This window comes from Geomicrobium sp. JCM 19038, assembly GCF_000698125.1.
Lineage (GTDB): Bacteria > Bacillota > Bacilli > Bacillales > Marinococcaceae > Geomicrobium_A.
Map to the genome: position 1 here is coordinate 1 of NZ_BAXA01000007.1, position 17,970 is coordinate 17,970.

At 40.1% G+C, this 17,970-nt stretch carries 21 protein-coding genes and 1 pseudogene; 18 read left to right on the top strand and 4 right to left on the bottom strand.

Annotation, left to right across the window (positions count from 1 at the left end; genetic code table 11):
* Positions 1–126: 126 nt before the first annotated feature.
* The 3 genes from JCM19038_RS10100 to JCM19038_RS10105 are packed head-to-tail and all read right to left on the bottom strand — an operon-like array spanning position 127 to position 1,055.
* The gene (locus JCM19038_RS10100) at positions 127–324 is read right to left on the bottom strand and encodes a hypothetical protein (RefSeq protein ID WP_152549401.1); all 198 of its coding nucleotides are present in this window, start codon (positions 322–324) and stop codon (positions 127–129) included.
* Positions 302–469, bottom strand: a complete 168-nt coding sequence (locus tag JCM19038_RS21815) for a YvrJ family protein (protein ID WP_081831737.1) — start codon at positions 467–469, stop codon at positions 302–304. The genes JCM19038_RS10100 and JCM19038_RS21815 overlap by 23 nt, the downstream gene beginning before the upstream one ends.
* A complete protein-coding gene (locus JCM19038_RS10105; protein ID WP_042417493.1) occupies positions 462–1,055 on the bottom strand; it encodes a sigma-70 family RNA polymerase sigma factor in 594 nt (197 codons plus the stop codon). The genes JCM19038_RS21815 and JCM19038_RS10105 overlap by 8 nt, the downstream gene beginning before the upstream one ends.
* 340 nt (positions 1,056–1,395) lie before the next feature.
* On the opposite strand from JCM19038_RS10105, the gene JCM19038_RS10110 reads away from it, so the two are divergent.
* Entirely contained in the window at positions 1,396–1,581 is a 186-nt protein-coding gene (locus JCM19038_RS10110) for a hypothetical protein (protein ID WP_152549402.1), read from the top strand.
* 34 nt (positions 1,582–1,615) lie between these two features.
* On the opposite strand, the gene JCM19038_RS10115 is transcribed toward JCM19038_RS10110, so the two are convergent.
* Entirely contained in the window at positions 1,616–2,116 is a 501-nt protein-coding gene (locus tag JCM19038_RS10115; RefSeq protein ID WP_042417498.1) for a GNAT family N-acetyltransferase, read from the bottom strand.
* A gap of 114 nt (positions 2,117–2,230) precedes the next feature.
* On the opposite strand from JCM19038_RS10115, the gene JCM19038_RS10120 reads away from it, so the two are divergent.
* The 17 genes and pseudogenes from JCM19038_RS10120 (at position 2,231) to JCM19038_RS10200 (ending at position 17,923) form a co-directional block, all read left to right on the top strand.
* Positions 2,231–3,490, top strand: a complete 1,260-nt coding sequence (locus JCM19038_RS10120; protein ID WP_042417501.1) for an S-layer homology domain-containing protein — start codon at positions 2,231–2,233, stop codon at positions 3,488–3,490.
* Positions 3,491–3,776: 286 nt separating this feature from the next.
* Positions 3,777–4,373 (top strand): response regulator transcription factor, encoded by a 597-nt coding sequence (locus tag JCM19038_RS20755; RefSeq protein WP_052361418.1) that lies wholly within the window; start codon positions 3,777–3,779, stop codon positions 4,371–4,373.
* Positions 4,374–4,416: 43 nt separating this feature from the next.
* The gene (locus JCM19038_RS10130) at positions 4,417–6,369 is read left to right on the top strand and encodes a cell wall metabolism sensor histidine kinase WalK (protein ID WP_042417503.1); all 1,953 of its coding nucleotides are present in this window, start codon (positions 4,417–4,419) and stop codon (positions 6,367–6,369) included.
* A gap of 192 nt (positions 6,370–6,561) precedes the next feature.
* Positions 6,562–7,341: a glycosyltransferase gene (locus JCM19038_RS10135; RefSeq protein ID WP_238554373.1), complete on the top strand. Its 780-nt coding sequence runs from the start codon at positions 6,562–6,564 to the stop codon at positions 7,339–7,341.
* Positions 7,342–7,376: 35 nt separating this feature from the next.
* The gene (locus JCM19038_RS10140) at positions 7,377–8,024 is read left to right on the top strand and encodes a sugar transferase (protein ID WP_238554374.1); all 648 of its coding nucleotides are present in this window, start codon (positions 7,377–7,379) and stop codon (positions 8,022–8,024) included.
* A 19-nt stretch (positions 8,025–8,043) separates the two neighbouring features.
* Positions 8,044–8,235, top strand: a pseudogene (locus tag JCM19038_RS10145) (helix-turn-helix domain-containing protein); the annotation flags it as partial.
* Between the two features lie 194 nt (positions 8,236–8,429).
* On the top strand, positions 8,430–8,693 hold the full coding sequence (locus tag JCM19038_RS24415; RefSeq protein ID WP_052361422.1) for an NAD-dependent epimerase/dehydratase family protein: 264 nt from the start codon (positions 8,430–8,432) through the stop codon (positions 8,691–8,693).
* A 5-nt stretch (positions 8,694–8,698) separates the two neighbouring features.
* Positions 8,699–9,355, top strand: coding sequence for an NAD-dependent epimerase/dehydratase family protein (locus tag JCM19038_RS10150; protein ID WP_052361424.1), 657 nt, complete (start codon positions 8,699–8,701; stop codon positions 9,353–9,355).
* A 13-nt stretch (positions 9,356–9,368) separates the two neighbouring features.
* Complete coding sequence (locus tag JCM19038_RS10155) at positions 9,369–10,109, top strand: YveK family protein (RefSeq protein WP_081831740.1); 741 nt, start codon at positions 9,369–9,371, stop codon at positions 10,107–10,109.
* Positions 10,110–10,400: 291 nt separating this feature from the next.
* Complete coding sequence (locus JCM19038_RS10165) at positions 10,401–10,667, top strand: hypothetical protein (RefSeq protein ID WP_042417508.1); 267 nt, start codon at positions 10,401–10,403, stop codon at positions 10,665–10,667.
* 18 nt (positions 10,668–10,685) lie between these two features.
* Positions 10,686–12,128, top strand: a complete 1,443-nt coding sequence (locus JCM19038_RS10170) for an oligosaccharide flippase family protein (protein WP_152549405.1) — start codon at positions 10,686–10,688, stop codon at positions 12,126–12,128.
* Between the two features lie 11 nt (positions 12,129–12,139).
* Positions 12,140–13,378: an O-antigen ligase gene (locus JCM19038_RS10175; RefSeq protein WP_042417510.1), complete on the top strand. Its 1,239-nt coding sequence runs from the start codon at positions 12,140–12,142 to the stop codon at positions 13,376–13,378.
* The gene (locus tag JCM19038_RS10180) at positions 13,350–14,051 is read left to right on the top strand and encodes a glycosyltransferase (protein ID WP_052361427.1); all 702 of its coding nucleotides are present in this window, start codon (positions 13,350–13,352) and stop codon (positions 14,049–14,051) included. The genes JCM19038_RS10175 and JCM19038_RS10180 overlap by 29 nt, the downstream gene beginning before the upstream one ends.
* Complete coding sequence (locus JCM19038_RS20765; protein WP_193745107.1) at positions 14,024–14,425, top strand: glycosyltransferase; 402 nt, start codon at positions 14,024–14,026, stop codon at positions 14,423–14,425. The genes JCM19038_RS10180 and JCM19038_RS20765 overlap by 28 nt, the downstream gene beginning before the upstream one ends.
* The gene (locus JCM19038_RS10185; protein WP_042417512.1) at positions 14,425–15,984 is read left to right on the top strand and encodes a hypothetical protein; all 1,560 of its coding nucleotides are present in this window, start codon (positions 14,425–14,427) and stop codon (positions 15,982–15,984) included. Before JCM19038_RS20765 ends, JCM19038_RS10185 begins: the two co-directional genes overlap by 1 nt.
* 282 nt (positions 15,985–16,266) lie before the next feature.
* Positions 16,267–17,058 (top strand): acyltransferase, encoded by a 792-nt coding sequence (locus tag JCM19038_RS10195; RefSeq protein WP_238554375.1) that lies wholly within the window; start codon positions 16,267–16,269, stop codon positions 17,056–17,058.
* A 232-nt stretch (positions 17,059–17,290) separates the two neighbouring features.
* Entirely contained in the window at positions 17,291–17,923 is a 633-nt protein-coding gene (locus JCM19038_RS10200) for an IclR family transcriptional regulator (RefSeq protein ID WP_193745108.1), read from the top strand.
* The last annotated feature ends 47 nt before the right edge of the window (positions 17,924–17,970 follow it).

The window sequence follows — 17,970 nt, forward strand, 5'->3', positions numbered from 1 at the left end:
GAGGCAGTGTGTAGCTAGAGTGAGTTGTGGTGTAGCTAGAGCAGCGCCTGCTGCATCAAGCCAGGATCGTACCCTGTTTGTCTAAGTAACAAAAAAACCGCCCAGTTACTGGGCGGCATCCACAAGCTATGACCGGAAGCGGTTTTTGAACTCTTCAAATGTGGGAGCATTGTCTTCGTTGAATGTTTGAATAATTTCTGTCAGTTTCAAGTATAGAACTTGTCTTAAATCGTCGCGTTCTTCAGGAGTTGTTTCAAGCAAACACTTTCGGATTTTCGGTTCAAATTGTTGGATGATTTCTTCAATTTTTTTTGGATGATTCATCGTCATTTCTCTCACTTACCTTCTCTATAAAAAGTTGTTCGAGGCGTTCTAACCTTCGCTCAAAGCGGAACAATAAATAAAGCGTAATGGCAATCGGGAACCCGTACTTTGACATGATCTCAATAAGTGACGATATCTCAATCATTGCCAGTTCCTTCTTTCATAACGTTTTGTAAAAAACGAATAGTTGCTAGGCGCATACGTGAGACCGCTTGTTGACTAACATTCAATTGATCCGCGATTTCTTGATTCGTCAGTTCGAATTTGTAATAACCGATGAGTATTTTCTTTTGTTGTGGTGTTAACTTTGTCAAGGCGTGACTGAGTCTTGGATTGGAAGACCATGATTGAACGTCGAGTGTTTCGCATATGATTGAATAGTCAGGTTCAACAGCAATCGTATAGTCAGTGACCGATGGGTTGTCCACGATGAGTGGATTCCTGGTTCGTTGTTTTCGGCGTTTTTGATCGTATTGAATGGCAGTCCAGTAAAGTGTCTTCGAAACATAATGGGTGAATTGTGCATCAAGATAAAACGATTTGAAATGGTCATCTAATCGCTGTTGGTTGGCGTCAGTTGGCTCACGAAAACTCTGAATAAATATATTCCTAGCTTGTGGACTAGATAAAAAATGCTGCATGATAGGCTGTTCAAACAGCTTACTATGATTTCGAATAAATGATTCTAGTTCGGGGCACTCGTCCAATAGTTGCTTAACGATCCACTGCATTTTTATCACCCCTCTTTAACGGTATATGCCAAAAAGAACAATTGTGTGTGGGTTGTACAACAAAAAGGGGAACATTCGTTCTTTAATCATAAAGGTTGGGACCAAGTCTGTAAATATTTAAAAATAACGTTTGACATTTCATTGGTCTTTAAGTATAGTATTAAGAATAACATTAAAAGCGCGAAGGTCTTTAGCATAATTGAGAGAATTTGCAATTTGGAGTAAAGATTGAATATTCTGACGAAACTATACGTTTAGCATACTAGAAAGTAGGGTATATACAATATGTTAATAAGAGGGTGCGCGCAGATAAGTTAAATAGAGAGATAAGAGGTGAGAGATGATGAGGTTACATGTACTATTATTTATTGTTCTCGGCATGGTACTATCCATAACAGCACTAGTATTTGGAATTATTGCACCTACCGCAATTGCAAGTACATTGGCACAAATCATTGGTTTTTCCGGACTTGTATTTACATTTCTTTATGGATTGCTAATGAATCGTTCAACAGCGAAAGTCTAATGAAATCCCGCACCGTTTGCGGGATTTTTTTATGTTATGAGTAACAATAAATGTCCACGAGCTTCCCCCATTTTTCCATTTGTTGTTCGTACGTCATCCCAATTCGTTTTGCAACCCGCACAGAAGGTTCATTTGCAGGATCGATAATTGAGATGAGTCGCGTAATTCCGAGTTGCTCATTGGCATACTCACAACAAGCGGAAGCGGCTTCAGTCGCATACCCATTTCCCCAAGTTTCTCGTTTGAATAAATAACCGACTTCCATTTCAATTTTTTTGTTCACTTTCTGAGGGACAATGCCACACTGACCTAAGAAAATTCCAGTTTCTAAATCCTCAACAACCCAAAGCCCTAGATTAAACTTACGATAATTTTCAAGCGTCCATTCAATCCATTCTTTCGTTTCGGATTTTGATTTTGTTGATGGATAGTATTTCATAGCAACGGGATCACTAAAGATTGTGAGCAGTTGCATAACATCTTCATGGTTCATCTCTCGAAGACGTAAGCGTTCGGTCTCTTGAATGATGTTCATCGTTGACCCTCCTTGCTCCCTTTAGTATACAAGCTAAACCATTACTAGAAAATAGAGAAAAAATCTAAGACTTATGTCATAATCAGAAGAAAGTGTGTAGCGAGGAGACAGATTATGAAGAAGTTAACGAGCGTAATGGTCGCAATGGCTGCTATGGCATTAGTGCCGAGCGTCATCCAAGCGAATGAAGATCCATCATTCTTCGATGTTGATGCAACGAATACTCATTATGAAGCGATCGAACGTATGACTGACCGAGGAATCATTCAAGGGTATCAAGATGGTACATACCGTCCGAGTGCCAACATTAGTCGGGGTCAAGTCGCAACATTGATTGCTCGTGCTCTTGAACTACATTTGCCAGATGAAGAGGAACTGCCAGCGTCAATTTACCACGATGTGAACCGTAATCATACACAAGCGGCTGCAATTTATGCAGTGCAAGAAGCGGGTGTTATGACGGGCAGTAATGAATATTTTAATCCAAGCGCACAGATTAGTCGCGAACAAATGGCAACAGTACTCGTTCGAGCATTTGATCTTGAAAGAGTTGTTGAAGGTGGAAATCAAGATCCGGTAACGGATTTAACGAAAGCGAGTGCAACGCACCGTGCAAATATTAGCATTCTTTCTCAACATGAAATAACGAGAACGTCTGACGGTTCGTTTCGCCCACGTAATCAAGTGACCCGAGGCCAGTTTGCATCGTTTATGGATCGTGCGTTAAGTGTCGTCTATACGAAAGAGCTTGGGATTACTCGCGTACAACAAGTCGATGAGTATACATTTGACGTTCATTTTACAGAGGACATTGAAAGGTTATCGCCAGAGAACTTCTCGTTTGATGGTGATGTGGACATTCTTGATGCGTATCGTTTAGATGGGTTAGAAACGATCCGCCTGATCACTACTGAAGCTACGTTTGGTGTTCGTTCAACGTTATTATACCAAGAAGGACGCACGAGTTATTCATTTGTTGGGACGGGTGGAAGTGACATTGAGGGCATGTTACCGATGGGAACCTTGCTAGATGAAGTCATAAAAACAAAAGGAACGCCAAAGCATGAGGGCTTTTTCTTAGGTGGTCCTTACGTGTTGTATGATAAGAATGGTTATTTTTATGATTATTATGATGACACCCATCCGATCACAGGTTATTGGATTAGTAATCCGATAACGAACATATTTGGAGCAAGAGTCGGAATGACGTTAGAAGAGCTGAACAGTCATTTTGGGACGAACGTAAGGGCGTCGTTTTCAGAGGGTGAAGGGATGTATACGTTTGATTTTAAAGTAGACGGATATGACCTTTGGTTTTCTGCAGATTCCCCGACAGGCAGATCGACGGATGTTATTATACAGAAACGCTCTTAATGATAGAGACCGCTACGACGATACGCGTTGTAGCGGTTTTTTATTGAATGAATATCATCACTATATAATTATTTGAATTGTTTGGGTTGTTGGTATCTTATTTTGGTATATAATGAGATCAATAGTCATAAAGCATAATGACGATAGTCATTTTTATAGGAATTGTGTCTATATAAAATGACAAGTATTGTGATTAAAGTTTTTCTATGTAAGTTGAAAACTTTACTTTCGTAATTGATGTATCTTGCTTGTAGTTAGAAAGTAATTGCGAAATGAGGTATACGAGATGGAGCACGATCGCGTATTGATTATAGAGGATGACAAAGACGTATCGTACCTGATCCAACAATATCTACTTAAAGAATCATTTGAGGTTGAGATGACGAAAAGCGGATATGTTGGTCTAAATAAATTAAAGGCGTTTCGGCCTCATTTATTACTTTTGGATATCGGTCTACCTGATATCGATGGTCTCTCATTATGTAAAGAAATTCGCAGGAGTTCCACGATCCCGATTTTGTTTTTGACAAGTCGTAGGGAGATGAGAGATGTGATCTTAGGGTTAGATGTAGGCGGAGATGACTACATTACGAAACCGTTCGAACCAGAGATTCTAGTTGCTCGAGTTATAGCGAACATACGGCGCTATCGTTTAGTATCTGAATTTACGAATAATTCTAGTCGATTGTTTGAGTCTTTAACAAATCGTGAAATTGAAACGTTACTGTTGCTAAATCGAGGATACACAAATAAAGAAATTGCCAATCGTTTGTATCTCTCTGAAGGAACAATTAAAGGTTATAATCATGTGATCTTTAAGAAGTTAAACGTGAAAAATCGAACACAAGCCATTACGAAAGCAAGAGAAGTTGGCATCCTATAAGCAAAACGAGTGATACATTTGAACCGATTAGAGGAGAATGTGAATGAATACTCGGACGCGCTCTATACTTGTTGTTTTTCTATGTTCGTTGGTTAGCTTCAGCTATTTTTCTACGATCATTCAAGCAAATGAACGTAGTCATTTCATCTATGATGGAGAAGGGGTTCTTTCATTAGATGGGGTGTGGAAAGTAGCAAATGAAGACTTCGCGAGTTGGAGTGAGCACGTTGAGCACGATGATTGGGAATTTCTCGAAGTACCACATCGTCTGTTTTCGCTCGATCGTTATGATTATAATGGCTCTATTGCTTATCAGACAAGCATTGATGTTCAGCAAACTTCAGAGCAACAGTTAGCGCTTTATATTCCGAATAGAATCGGAAATTTTCGTTTATGGATTAACGAAGAACAGCATCCTGCTGAGTCGCAAGTGATTATTCCTTTTGAAAGTGACCAAGATGACGTTCAGATTGTAATCATCGTAGAAGAATACTTAGTTAAAAGTGGTGGCTTGTATAAAGAAATAAAGTTCGGTGCGCACAGTGACATTGTAAGAAAGTACAGTATAAATGAAGCGATGGCAGCTATTCCATTAAGTGGACTAGCTTTATTTGGCATCTGCTATTTAGCCTTTTATCGTTTTTATCGTAATATGAAACAAGTATTGTATTACGGATTGTTTATGCTCACAGTCGTCTTTCTTATGATTGTTCAATCAGGTTATCTTGCAAATTTAGCCTGGATTGTTGAATACAAACTGATTGTAATGAGTTTATTTATGGTAATGCTGTTCTTATATCTTTATGCAAAAGTGGATTTTACTAATTACTCAAATCCCTTCATTGAACGCATGATCACTTGGCTTTCAATTGTGAGTCTAATCGTAATTCCCTTCATTCCCATTAGTTCTTTTCAGTTATGGGGCATTGTGGTCATTCATATAGGGGTTGCGAGTTATATTATGTACTTACTTGTTCGGGCAGTGATTGAAAAGCATCCGAATGGTATTTTTAATTTTATTGGCGTTTGTTTATTAGGCTTTCTTGTAATATTAGAATGGGTCTTTATACAAAATATCTACTACGTTGGGACGATTTTTGCATATGGAATTACTTTTCATATTTTTCTGCAATTTATTAATTATGTAATTTCTTCATTGGCTACCTACATCAAAATGGAAGAAATGAAAAGAGAACTACAAGGGTTTAATGCGTCTTTGGAATTGAAGATTAGAGAGCGGACGTTGCGTTTGCAGGAGCGCACAGAGCAGCTTCAACACGTAAACAATGAATTATCGAAACTAGAGTCGATGCGAAGGCAGCTGCTAGCTGATGTGACGCACGAGCTTGGGGGACCATTGACGACAATTCAAGGGTATGTTCGAGGGATGCTAGATGGCGTTCTACCTAATCCATCGAAGAATCTTCTTGTCGTTTATGAGAAATCTCAACTCATGGAGCGATTTTTGGATGACTTACACGCATTGAGTTCTTTAGAAGTCCAACAACTTTCATTTGAGTATGAGCGAGTTGAATTCGTAGCTTTTACACGTACGTTAGTACGCCAATTTGAACAAAATGTAAATGAGACCGAGGTAAAGGTGACTTTTCAAAGTGAAGACGCATCGTTGTTTGTGACTATCGATCCATTAAGAATTGAACAAGTCTTTATAAATCTTATCGGTAATGCACAAAAGTTCTCACAACCATCTGCTTCAATTACAGTTAGTGTCCACAGTGATGAACACTTCGCCCATGTAAGCATTAAAGATGAAGGGAAAGGTATCCCGGATACCGCGCTCCCATACGTATTTGATCGATCGTTTCAAGTAGATCGTGAAAAACGATTCGTTAACCGTCAAGGCGGATCAGGTCTTGGATTGGCAATTTGTAGAGAAATTATTACTCGACATCATGGAAGAATCAGTGCCGAAAGTGAACTTGAAGTCGGGAGTGTCTTTTATTTTTCATTGCCTTTAGACACAGATATAAAATAAGCCAAAGCCGTTTTTGTTACTCTGTTCGCCGTCTATTTGTACAGAGTGAGACTTTTCGACAATTTATGAAACTACTAACTTTCGTTAGTAGTTTCTTTTATTTCGTAAGCTTATTCTAAAGTTAGCACACAGTGAATAACATGAATCAGATGAGTTATCTCGAAATCATATTAAATGAAATGAGGTGTGATTTTGGTTGGCATTAAAGGATTAGTTAGTGTCATTATGCCTGTATATAACGGGGAGTTGTACATCGACAAAGCCATTTCTTCTGTACTTAAGCAATCCTACCGACATGTAGAATTGATAATTGTGGATGATTGCTCAACTGACGGTACACTGGGCATTATTCAGAGCTATGCCTTAGATGATGATCGAATTACTGTGTTGATGAACAAAGAAAATCTGGGTGTATCGCTCTCTAGAAATCGTGCTGTTCGTGAAGCAAAAGGGGAATGGATCGCTTTTTTAGATAGTGATGATTGTTGGCAGTTAGATAAGTTAGACAAGCAGTTGGATGTCGCTCATACAAAGAATGCAGCGTTCATCTTTACAGGTGTGTCGTATATGAATGAGGAAGGAGTGGTTTTTGATTACAAGCATTCCGTTCCTATTAAAGTCGGTTATCGTCAACTGCTTCGTAACAATGTGATTGCATGTTCATCCGTTCTGTTAAAACATGCGTTCTTAATTGAGGACAAGATGGCACGTGATGATATGAGTGAAGATTATGCGCTGTGGTTAACCATTTTGAAGAAAAAAGGAATTGAAGCGTATTCGATCAATGAGCCACTTTTAATGTATCGAATATCGCGAAACTCTAAATCAGGACGAAAACTTAAAGCGGTCTCAATGACTTATCAAGCGTATCGATTTACTGGTTTGAGTGCGCTCGTTTCAATGTATTACACGTCCAGTCATATCATTTGCTCCATTCAAAAGTATAGAAGGTTGAAAATTCATATCTTCTGAAGGTTCTAACTTTAATAAGGAGGTAACGAATCGTTGTGAGTATATACAGTCCTAAATCGCTAAAAATGTCAAAAGACCTCTCCTATCGAATTGCAAAACGTACGATGGATGTTGGATTATCGCTATTGATTGGTTTCCTCTTGATTCCGCTCTTTTTACTTCTTATTTGTCTCGTTCTCATCATTGATGGTAAGCCTGTTTTTTTTCGTCAGAAGCGAGTCGGGCAACACAACCGCACATTTACGATGATCAAGTTCAGAACCATGTCGAACGACAATCGTACGATTCGTACTGCGTATAACTGGGAAAAGCAAGTACCTGACGATTTTGTTTTTAAAAGCGGTAGCGGTGTTTATGTAACAAAAATTGGAAAGTGGCTTCGGAAATTGAGTGTAGATGAATTGCCGCAATTGTACAATGTCCTTCGAGGTGATATGAGTTTAATTGGTCCTCGTCCTGAAGTCCCTGCGATTGCTAAGTATTACGATAAGAATCAACAAAAACGCTTAAAGGTTAAGCCGGGTATTACGGGATATGCTCAGGTTCATGGTCGCTCAGATCTAACTCATGGACAAAAGATTGCTTATGATGTGCATTACATCGAAAATTGTTCTCTCAAGCTAGATCTCATCATTCTTATTAAAACGATTGGCACTGTCATGACAAGGCGAGGTGCCTATTAATGGAGTGGGTTGAAAACTAATGGATTATGTAGGTGAAAAAATTAAACAGTTGCGTCTACAAAACGGCTTAACAATTACAGCTTTATCAGAACGCTCAGGAATTGCCAAATCATATATTAGTAGTATTGAGCGTAATATTCAGAGTAACCCTTCTATCAATTGTTTAACAAAAATAGCAGATGCATTATCAGTACCTGTACATGAATTAATTGATGGAATTCATGAGTACGCCGAACGTAAGATGTAGCGTTCTTAATTGAGAAAGTTAAACGAGAGTGGTTCGGAACGCTTAAAAGAACCGTCAAGCCTCGTTCAATTGCGGTATGAACATGGTAGATAGTCCTTTATACGATAAAACTTGGAATGAATGTTAGACACTCAAATAATCATAGACGGGGGATTAACATGAAGGTATTAGTAACCGGAGGAGCCGGATTTATAGGCTCAGAGATCGTACGAGAATTAGATGCTAGAGGAGCTGATGTTGTTGTATTGGATTATGCTCCTCATGCGATGGATTATCAACAGTACGCAACGGTATACGCTGTTGATGTGAGTACGAATTTACATGATATCTTCGAACGGGAACAGCCAGAGTATGTCATCCACCACGCCGCGCAAGTGTCTGTTTCAACGTCAATGAAGCAACCAGATCTGATGGTAAGTTAAACATTTTGGCAACCATTAATGTATTAAAAATGTGTGTAACGTACGGTGTGAAACAATTCGTTTTCTCATCATCCGCAGCGGTCTATGGTTATCCCCATACAGCCAACATTGATGAAGATACGTTGTGCCAACCGCTTTCCTTTTATGGGTTATCGAAGTTGCAAGCAGAGGCATATATTCGATTTTTTGCAAAGCAGTATCGGCTAGATTGTACGATTTTAAGGTATTCAAACGTGTATGGCCCAGGGCAATCTACAGAAGGTGAGGCAGGTGTCGTCGCCTTGTTTATTCACCAATTAGAAAGAGGACAGGCTTTGAATATCTATGGTGATGGTCATCAGACGCGAGATTTTGTCTACGTTAAAGACGTTGTTATGGCAAATCTTCGAGCAATTGAACACAATGCAGTCGGAACGTTTAATATTGGGAGCGGAAAAGAAACGTCAGTCAATGAGCTGATTAAGAAGTTAGCTGACTTAAAATATAAACACGTGACGTTGAATTATTGTCCGATGCGCTCAGGAGACATTGTTAGAAGTTCATTAAATGCCTCCCGTGCACATGAACAATTACAGTGGCGTCCCGTCTACACCATTGATGAAGGGCTTACTAGAACCATTCAACACTATGAAGCTGCCAAACCGATCGTTAATTTCGTTTAGTTAGGAGTGCGAGATGTACGAAAGAAAAATGGATATGAAACAGATCCTGAATGCTCTGAAGCGAAGGTGGCTGTTGTTTGTGATCGCAATAACGGTGTTCTTTTCTAGTACGAGTTACGTCGTATTCACGGTGCTGGATCCAGTATACGAGGCGAGTGAATCAATTTTAATCGGACAATTAAGAGAAGATCGAGAAAATGTTGTGATTGAAAATACGAATATGCTACTTGCATCCACGATGGATTTTCTAAGAAGTCCGATGGTAAAGTCGCAAGTTTCTGAGGATTTAGGAATTCCATACCAAATACTTGATGAAAATACGACGGTAAGTCATCAAGAACGCTCCCAATTAATACATGTGTCGGTTCATTATCCTAATCCAACAGAGGCGAAGCACATTGTCCAAGAAATGACAGCGACAACGGTGAATTTAATGGAACAATCCTTTGGTGTGACTGAACTTCAAGTTCTAGGTAATGCATCTGAAAATGTAACGGTTAAGCGTATTGATCGTCCTTTTGTAAACGTAGCGATTGCTTTTCTCGTTAGTGTCTTATTTGGCCTTGCGCTTGTGTTGATGAGTGTTCACTTTCGCGATGTCATTGAAGAGGCACGTGATGTAGAACTGGATCCAGACCTTGATCTTCTTGGCTCAATCAAACCGAATGTTCGAAGGCGAAAGCTACGTCATCTAAAAGAGTCACAGAAATTTGATATAGAAGGGGAGGGAGAACGTGTTCGAGCGTACAAGTAGAAAGTTCAAAAAGTGGAATTCTCAACTGCTTGAACAACAGTTGTTGTATGTGACCAAAAATATCGAACGGCGAATGGATGAGCACCACCATGTCTTATTTTGTACGAATACGAAAGAGAATAAAAAACAGGCGTTTTTTCTGGGAAAATTGCACAGTTACTCGCTCGAAAAGGGAAGCGAGTCCTTTACTTTCAGCTTTATGAACATAAAGCACGGCGTACAGGTTTAAGCCGAATAACGACTGTTCAAGAAGGAGATCATTATAAGATTTCAAGAACAGTTGTTGGAAATGTGGATGATTTGCAAGTTTACAATCTTGAATTAGTGAGTTCAGTTTTTGAAGACCGGTTAGAAGTGTGGAAAGAAAGCTATGATTATATCGTTGTTGAGGCGCCTGAGATGATGAAGAATATGTATTCACAATGGATTCTGTCTAGTAGCGATGCTGTCGTTTTATTCGTGAAGCGGAAGAGAACGAAAAGAAACGACATGCAACGGAGTAAAGAGTATTTAATCCGACAGCAGAAGGTATTACTTGGGGTTGTATATGAACATTAGACTTGCGTGGGTTATGAAATGAAACGACGTAATAAACAAAAACTATCGATTGTAGCAAATGTCTTACACTTGCTATACGGAACGGCAGCATCCGCTATACTCCAAGCCATTGCACTCTTATTGCTCGCTTCTTATTTGCAAGCACATGATTTCGGTGTGTTTAGTGTTGCACTAGCAATGGCAATGATTATGGGCTACTTCACCGATGCAGGTCTTGGAGACCTCGTTCTTCGAGAAGGGTCAAAAAAAGCAGTCGTCATTCAAACGCTGATCGTCTCTTACGTAAAAATAAGGTTGCTGTTCCTTATACTCACCTTTAGCGTTGGTTTGTCGGTCGTTTGGCTACTGTATAGCGTTCAACAAGAGGTCTTCCACCTCTCTGTTGCTTTAATTCTTCCGATTGTAATCGGATTGATGTTTCAAAGTATTGCCTCTATTTATTTTCAATTAATAGAACGGATGCAATACATGAGTGTAATTAAGATCGTCTCAGCAGCAGCGCTCGTCTTGATTGTCATTCTTGGTGTCCTCATGCAAGTGTCACCGATGGTTATTGCTTTTTTGTATGGGTGTGCCTATTTAATTGCAGGAATGGTCGGGATGGTTTTACTATTCCTTCACTTAGGACGTGTCGATTGGAAGGCGCCTTTTCATGTTGGTTTATTAAACCAGATGTGGACCTATACGATCGGTGGTTTGTTATTTGTTATCTTGCCACATTTAGGACCACTCGTCTTGGAACGCACGTTATCGCTAGTAGAAGTCGGTTTGTTCGCCTTAGCGTATCGAATTCCACAAGCGTTACAACAACTTCCATCGGTTGTTGCGAGTGCTTTTTATCCAAGACTGTTTTCTGCTTATCAACAAGGTCAACATGTTGAGCATTTGCGGTTAAACATGATTGAAATGAAGTGGATGGCGATCATCAGTAGTTTAATTGCTCTTCCTTTTTTACACCTTGCTGAACCGTTATTACACCTTGTGTTTGGAGCAGAATGGTCACTTGCTGCGCCTGCTCTTATCATTTTATCAATGATGTTAGTTGTACAAGCGTTAAACATTGCTGTAGGCGATGGTCTCACCACTTCCGGCAAGCAAAAAACGAGAACGATGATGCAGCTGGTCGCTGTATTAATTGGAATTGGATTGTACGTAACACTCAGTCTTCAATTTGGTGTGATCGGTGCTGCAATTGCAGGAGTGATGATTGAAGCAATTGCATTGGTTTTGTTTTGGTTGTTCTATCCTTTCGGAAAAAAAGAAATCATCAAACGCGTTCTTCTTCCTTATCCATTGGTGTTTTTTGGTAGTGGAATTGTTTTGCAGCAACTACACGTTCAACCGTTGTTGCCTGTGTATCCCATGCGATCCTTCTTCTTTTGTTTTTCATTTGGGATGAAGATGTTCGGGGGCCGATTACAAGAAAAGTTGTACGTGTTGCAGCCTGATGCCAAGAGGTGAGGGGGAATAAAATGGAACATACACATCGTAGACCACACAATCAGTTAAAGCATCCTTGGTTGACGTACCTTCTCATTTTATTCGTTCCTCTTGCAGGGTTTAGTATCCAAATTGGATTCTCGTTGAAACCATATATGATTTTTTTAATCGTAGTATTTTTCTTATATGCTTCTTCGTTTATCTTCGATCGTTTGCAGCCTTTTGAGTGGATCATGCTGATGTTTTACTTTTTGTATTGTTTTTCAGGAATTTTTTCACTCTACTCAACGGCAAGTTTACGAATTATAATTGGCGTCATTTTGTATTTAGGATTTTACCTTTTAATGAAGGCCGTTCTAATGCGGAGCACGAATCGTGTGATTGAAGCTGGCATTTTATGGGCTGGAATTGTCTTTAATGGAATGAGTCTCTTGTTGTATGCCATAGGGTTATCGATGGTGGATGCGCATGTTGGGGAGAGAGTGTCCGCATACGGTGTTTTGTTCGATAGAAGTTATCCAAGATTAATCGGTGTGCTTGATGATCCGAATTTTTATGTTTTTTATAACACGCTCTTTTTCTCATTTTATTTGACTCATCTACACGATCGTAAAGGAAAGGTAGGCTTATTCCTTTGCATCCTTGCCTCAATATTAACGTTTTCAAGAGGCGGTTTACTCGTGTTGTTCGGTCTATTTATTCTCTATTTCATTTTTCGACGCGGATTAAATCGGTTCAAGACGATCATGGTTACCGCATTAGGAGGCGTGATCATCTATACGGTTGCGTTTTACGTCTTGCATATTAATATTTATGATTTGTTTGTCGCACGTATGGGAGACCTCACGTATGACGGTGGAAGCAATCGAATTGACTTATGGGAACGAGCGATTGGATTCATGACTGACAACCCTTGGTTAGGTCTTGGTCCTTACAATTATGCACAGTATAACGAGTATTACTATGGTGTAGATTTATCTGCGCATAACACGTATTTAGATATTCTAACGGATGCTGGGGTCTTAGCTTTGCTTTTTTATCTGATGTTTCTCTTCGTTGTCGTGTATCAACTCGTTCAGTCAAAGTTGTATCGTTTAAAACCGTATATGATGTATGCACTAATTGGATTTGTTGCACAGTCATTGCTTTTGTCAGTCATTATTAACGATATGTTTTTTCTCTACTGTGCCATCTTAGCAGTGTTTTTGAGTCGGGACATGGCAACCCGAAAGGAGAGGTTTGATGACAGACGTTCTGTTTTTAACGGATGAATTACGATTTGGTGGGGCAGAAACGTACTATTGCTTAATTTCTAATCAATTATCTAAACAAGGAATACAATTTCACCTCATGCACCAAAAGGGCGCAATGTCAAAACAGTTACATCCTGACCATCAGATCACTCATCTGACGAAGAGTCATGTACGAAACTTACAACTAATACGCGGCGTTATTCAAGATGAACAGATCACGATCGTGCACGCCAACAGTTTACGGATGCTACTCTATTGCCTTGTTGTACAACGAAGTATAAGAAGGAAACTTGTCGTGTTGTATACGAAGCATAACATCACGTTGCTCGAAAAATATGCTCCGAGAATTTACACGTACGTATTAAATCACCATGTGTTCACGACGATCGCCCTTTCTCTTTCAGAACAAGAACGATTACTACACCAAGGGATCTCTGCTTCAAAGTTAGCAGTCGTTTATAACGGTGTAGATCTAGAACAATTTTCTGTGAAACAAAAGCGGGTCAATGCGAGTACTTATCGAATTGGAATGCTTGCACGACTTTCAAAAGAAAAGAACCCTCTCTTTTTTTTAGAAGTCATGGAAGCGTTTAAAGAAGACGATTCATTCCACTTTTATATGGGGGAGATGGTCCAGAGCGTGCACGAGTTGAAGATGAAATTGTGGCTCGCGGTTTGGAAGATAACGTAACGCTAATGGGGCATATAGAACGACCTAAAGAATTTCTCGAAGAGATGGATGTACTCGTTTTGCCTTCTCATCGAGAAGTGTTGCCAATGGTTCTACTGGAATCGCTTGCTGTTGGGACGAATGTTGTTGTGATTGATCGCGGTGGCATTCGGGAGGTCATTTCAGACGAGCAGGTAGGTTTTATCATCAAAGAACACGACAAAGAAGCATTTGCTCAGTGCATTCGCACACTTTGTTCTGATCGAGACTTACGACATTCTATGTCAAAACGAGGCCGACAACGTGTAGAGCAGAATTTTTCAATCGAGAAGATGCTAGAGAGTACGTATGGACAGTACGCCAAGTCAAAAACGAGCAGTGGAGGTCTGGATTGATGAAGGACGAGCTCAATTCTTGTAATCGTTTTGCGATCGTGATTGGCAAAAAGGTGGAACATTGGCAGCATCAAATCGTACAAAACATGAACGATGCAGGGACTTCATTACAACTTGTCATTACGATCGATAATCATAAACCGGCGCGTGTTTTCTGGGATGGGCGTGACGCTCATGTGGAAGTTGTTGGAGTTGAAGACGTAACCATAGATCTTTGTGAACGATATCACCTTTCGTTTATTTTGCAATTCGAAGCTTGTCAATTAGAGCACGTCGTAAGCGCTTTGCCGTTTGGCGTCTGGACATTCCGAGGTCATGACGGTTGTGTACTGAATTCACATTTAGCATTTAAAGAAACATTAGAAAGCCAACGCACGACGAGCATCTACCTCACGATGAATCAAGGAAATGACGAAGAAGTTGTCTTAAAGGAAGGGCACGTGACAACGGTGTTGCATTCATTAAAAGCAACGAAAAAAGAAGTCTACGAAACCATCACGTCATGGCCACCATTACTTCTAAACGTGCTTCAAAAGAAACCAGAGCGAACGTTCAAAGGCTATTCAATACGACCAGTACGAGATTCCAGTCCTCATCCTTCCGTTCAAGAGCGTGCACAAATGGTCTTAAAGCTAGGGGTGCGAAATGTAGGTCGCACCTTTCAAAGACTATTTCGCGAAGAGTATTGGAACGTCGGAATTGTGAATGTGCCGATTGAGACCATGTTGAGCGAACCCGTACCTTCTTCAGTATCTTGGATTCCATCTTCAACAACAAGCTATTATGCTGACCCATTTGGCCTTTATGAAGACGAGAAAGTGACGGTTTATATGGAGGAAATGAAGCCATACCGCGTAAATGGCGTCGTTTCGAGAGCATCTTATACGAGAGAAGATCCAGGTGTTCAATACGAGGAAGAAGCTGTATTGCAACAAAGAAACCACCTATCTTATCCGTATTTATTTCGAGAGTATGGAGACGTGTACTGTGTGCCAGAAACGGCTGGGCGTAATGAAGTTTCATTGTATCGCTGGTGTGCGGACAGTCAATGTTTTGCTCACGAAGAGACGTTAATCAACAACATGAAAGCCATCGACTCGACCTTATTTTATGACGGGGAATGCTGGTGGCTATTTTGTACCGTTCTAAAAGAGAACAGAGAAAGCCATAACTCAGAGCTGCATCTTTTTTATTCGGATCAATTGAAGTCAGGATGGAAACCACATCCGTTAAATCCGGTGAAAATCGATAGTCGCTCTAGTCGTTCAGCGGGGACCCCATTTCATGTTGATGGTACTTGGTATCGACCAGCTCAAGATTGTTCAGTCACGTATGGAGGAGCCGTAGTGTTCAACAAGATTATCACGTTAACCACCGAACAGTATGAAGAACAAGTCGTTACGACGATTACGCCTTGCAAAGAAAGTGACTTCCCTGATGGTATTCACACGTTATCATCTGTTGGGCCGTATACACTTCTTGATGGAAAATGCTTTCGCTATCATCTGTTTACACCGTTTAGAAAATGGATCCAAAAAACAATGGCGATCTATGAATAATATGGCGTGAGGAGATCATTGGAATGCGTAATGGACAAAGCTCCCTGTTGCATTATATGGAGATGAGGGAACGAGAGAACAACTTAGGTCTTGTGAGGTTTATCGTTGCCTGTCTAGTCATGTATTTTCACGCGTATTACTTAACTGGCAATGCCCATAATTATGAGCTGCTTAGGGTGATGATATTCTTTATTATTAGTGGCTTTTTCGTTTATGGTAGTTTTTCTCGAAATCTAAACGCCTTTCGCTTCATCTTCGCCCGTGCAATACGGATCTTCAGGTTTGATTGGCGTTGTTTTGTTTACGACCTTCATCGTAGGGCCGTGGATGACCTCTTTATCTTTGAATGACTATTTGCATTCGGGCGAGACGTGGCAGTATCTTCGAACCATTATGATCTATCCGTTGCCACCGGGACTTCCAGGAGTATTTGAAAGCAATCCTTATTCACATGAGGTAAATGGTTCATTATGGACGTTGCAACTAGAGATGGTTTATTATGCTTCCTTACTTATTCTATTTTTTGTAGGTGGATTAAAGCGTACACGATTGCTCGTGCTTTTTCTGATTGTAAATCTCATTCACTTCTTTCCAATGTCATTTGGAACGACGTATATCGAATTGTATCGTTACTTTTTAATAGGAATGTTACTATATGCTTGGCGCCATGTTATTCCAATACGCCACCGATACGCTCTCATTTTCATCGTGATTTTGTGGGTATTCAAAGAGAGCGCCATGTTTTATCATCTATTTTTACTAGTAGGCGCATACCTCGTTTTGTATGCCGTTTATAAATGGAAATTACCAACCTCGTTTCAAGTCATACTTGGCAACCTTTCGTACGGCATGTTTTTATACGGTTATCCGCTTCAACAAGTGGTCGCGTATTATAGCCCGAGTGCGCATGCTTTTCTTAATTTCATTTTCGCCTTACCGTTTACTCTTCTGTGTGCATGGTTATCTTGGTGCTTAATTGAACGCCCATCATTGCAATGGATGGAAAGGAGGATGGCTCGGACGAATCATCAACAAGCGTATAAAGAACATAATCAAACACCGACCACCACGTAACCGACCCATGATGAGGAAGGTTTGTGGTGGTTGTTTAGTTGGAATGAAAGTGGTTTTCATTGATAAAAGACAATAAAAGACTTGAATTAGCATATGTGCGTAGTCCAGCTCGTAGTTGTCTAATAATAAAGTATCTATTTTCTCATGTAATGGGAAAAAGAGATACTGTGATGAGATGATTCATGTTAACATGTGTACCATTACGTCAGGTGAGAGAAGAGGCTACGTGAAAATGTCAGAAGTTTTAAAAAGAAGTGTTGTCCTTTTAGAAGCGCTTCGACCGACAGAAATGAGGAATTCGTGGACCTTAACGGAAATTAGCCGCCACGTGGACATACCGACGCAAACGGTCCATCGCCTATTAAATCAACTCGTTGAACTAGGGTTCGTGTATCGCGATCATGAGTCGAAAACGTATCGATTAGGGTTAACGCTCATGCAACTTGGACTATCGATTGTGGATCATTTATCGGTGCGTAATGTTGGACTTCCAATTATGCGTAAGCTTGGACAAGAAACGAATGAAAGTGTGTATTTAACGATCCCAGAAGGTACGGATGGTATTTTCATAGAGTGTATCGAATCTCCACATTTCTTTAAGATCGTTGAGCCGGTAGGTATGCGACGACCATTACATAAAGCAGCTTCAAAGAAAGTCATTCTTGCATATTACAATGAAGAGTATCGTAAGCAAGTCATTCAACAGCTGAGAGAAAGTTACTATAATGAGTTGAGCGGAATTGAAGCTGAACTAGAACAAATTTATCGTAATGGCTATACGGTTTCATATGGTGAGACAACAGAAGGAACAACGAGTATTGCAGCCCCAGTTTTCTCTTGGAAGGTGAGGTTATTGCATCCTTAAGCGTCGCTGGTCCAAATACGAGATTTAAAGCGTCACGGTGTAGTGAA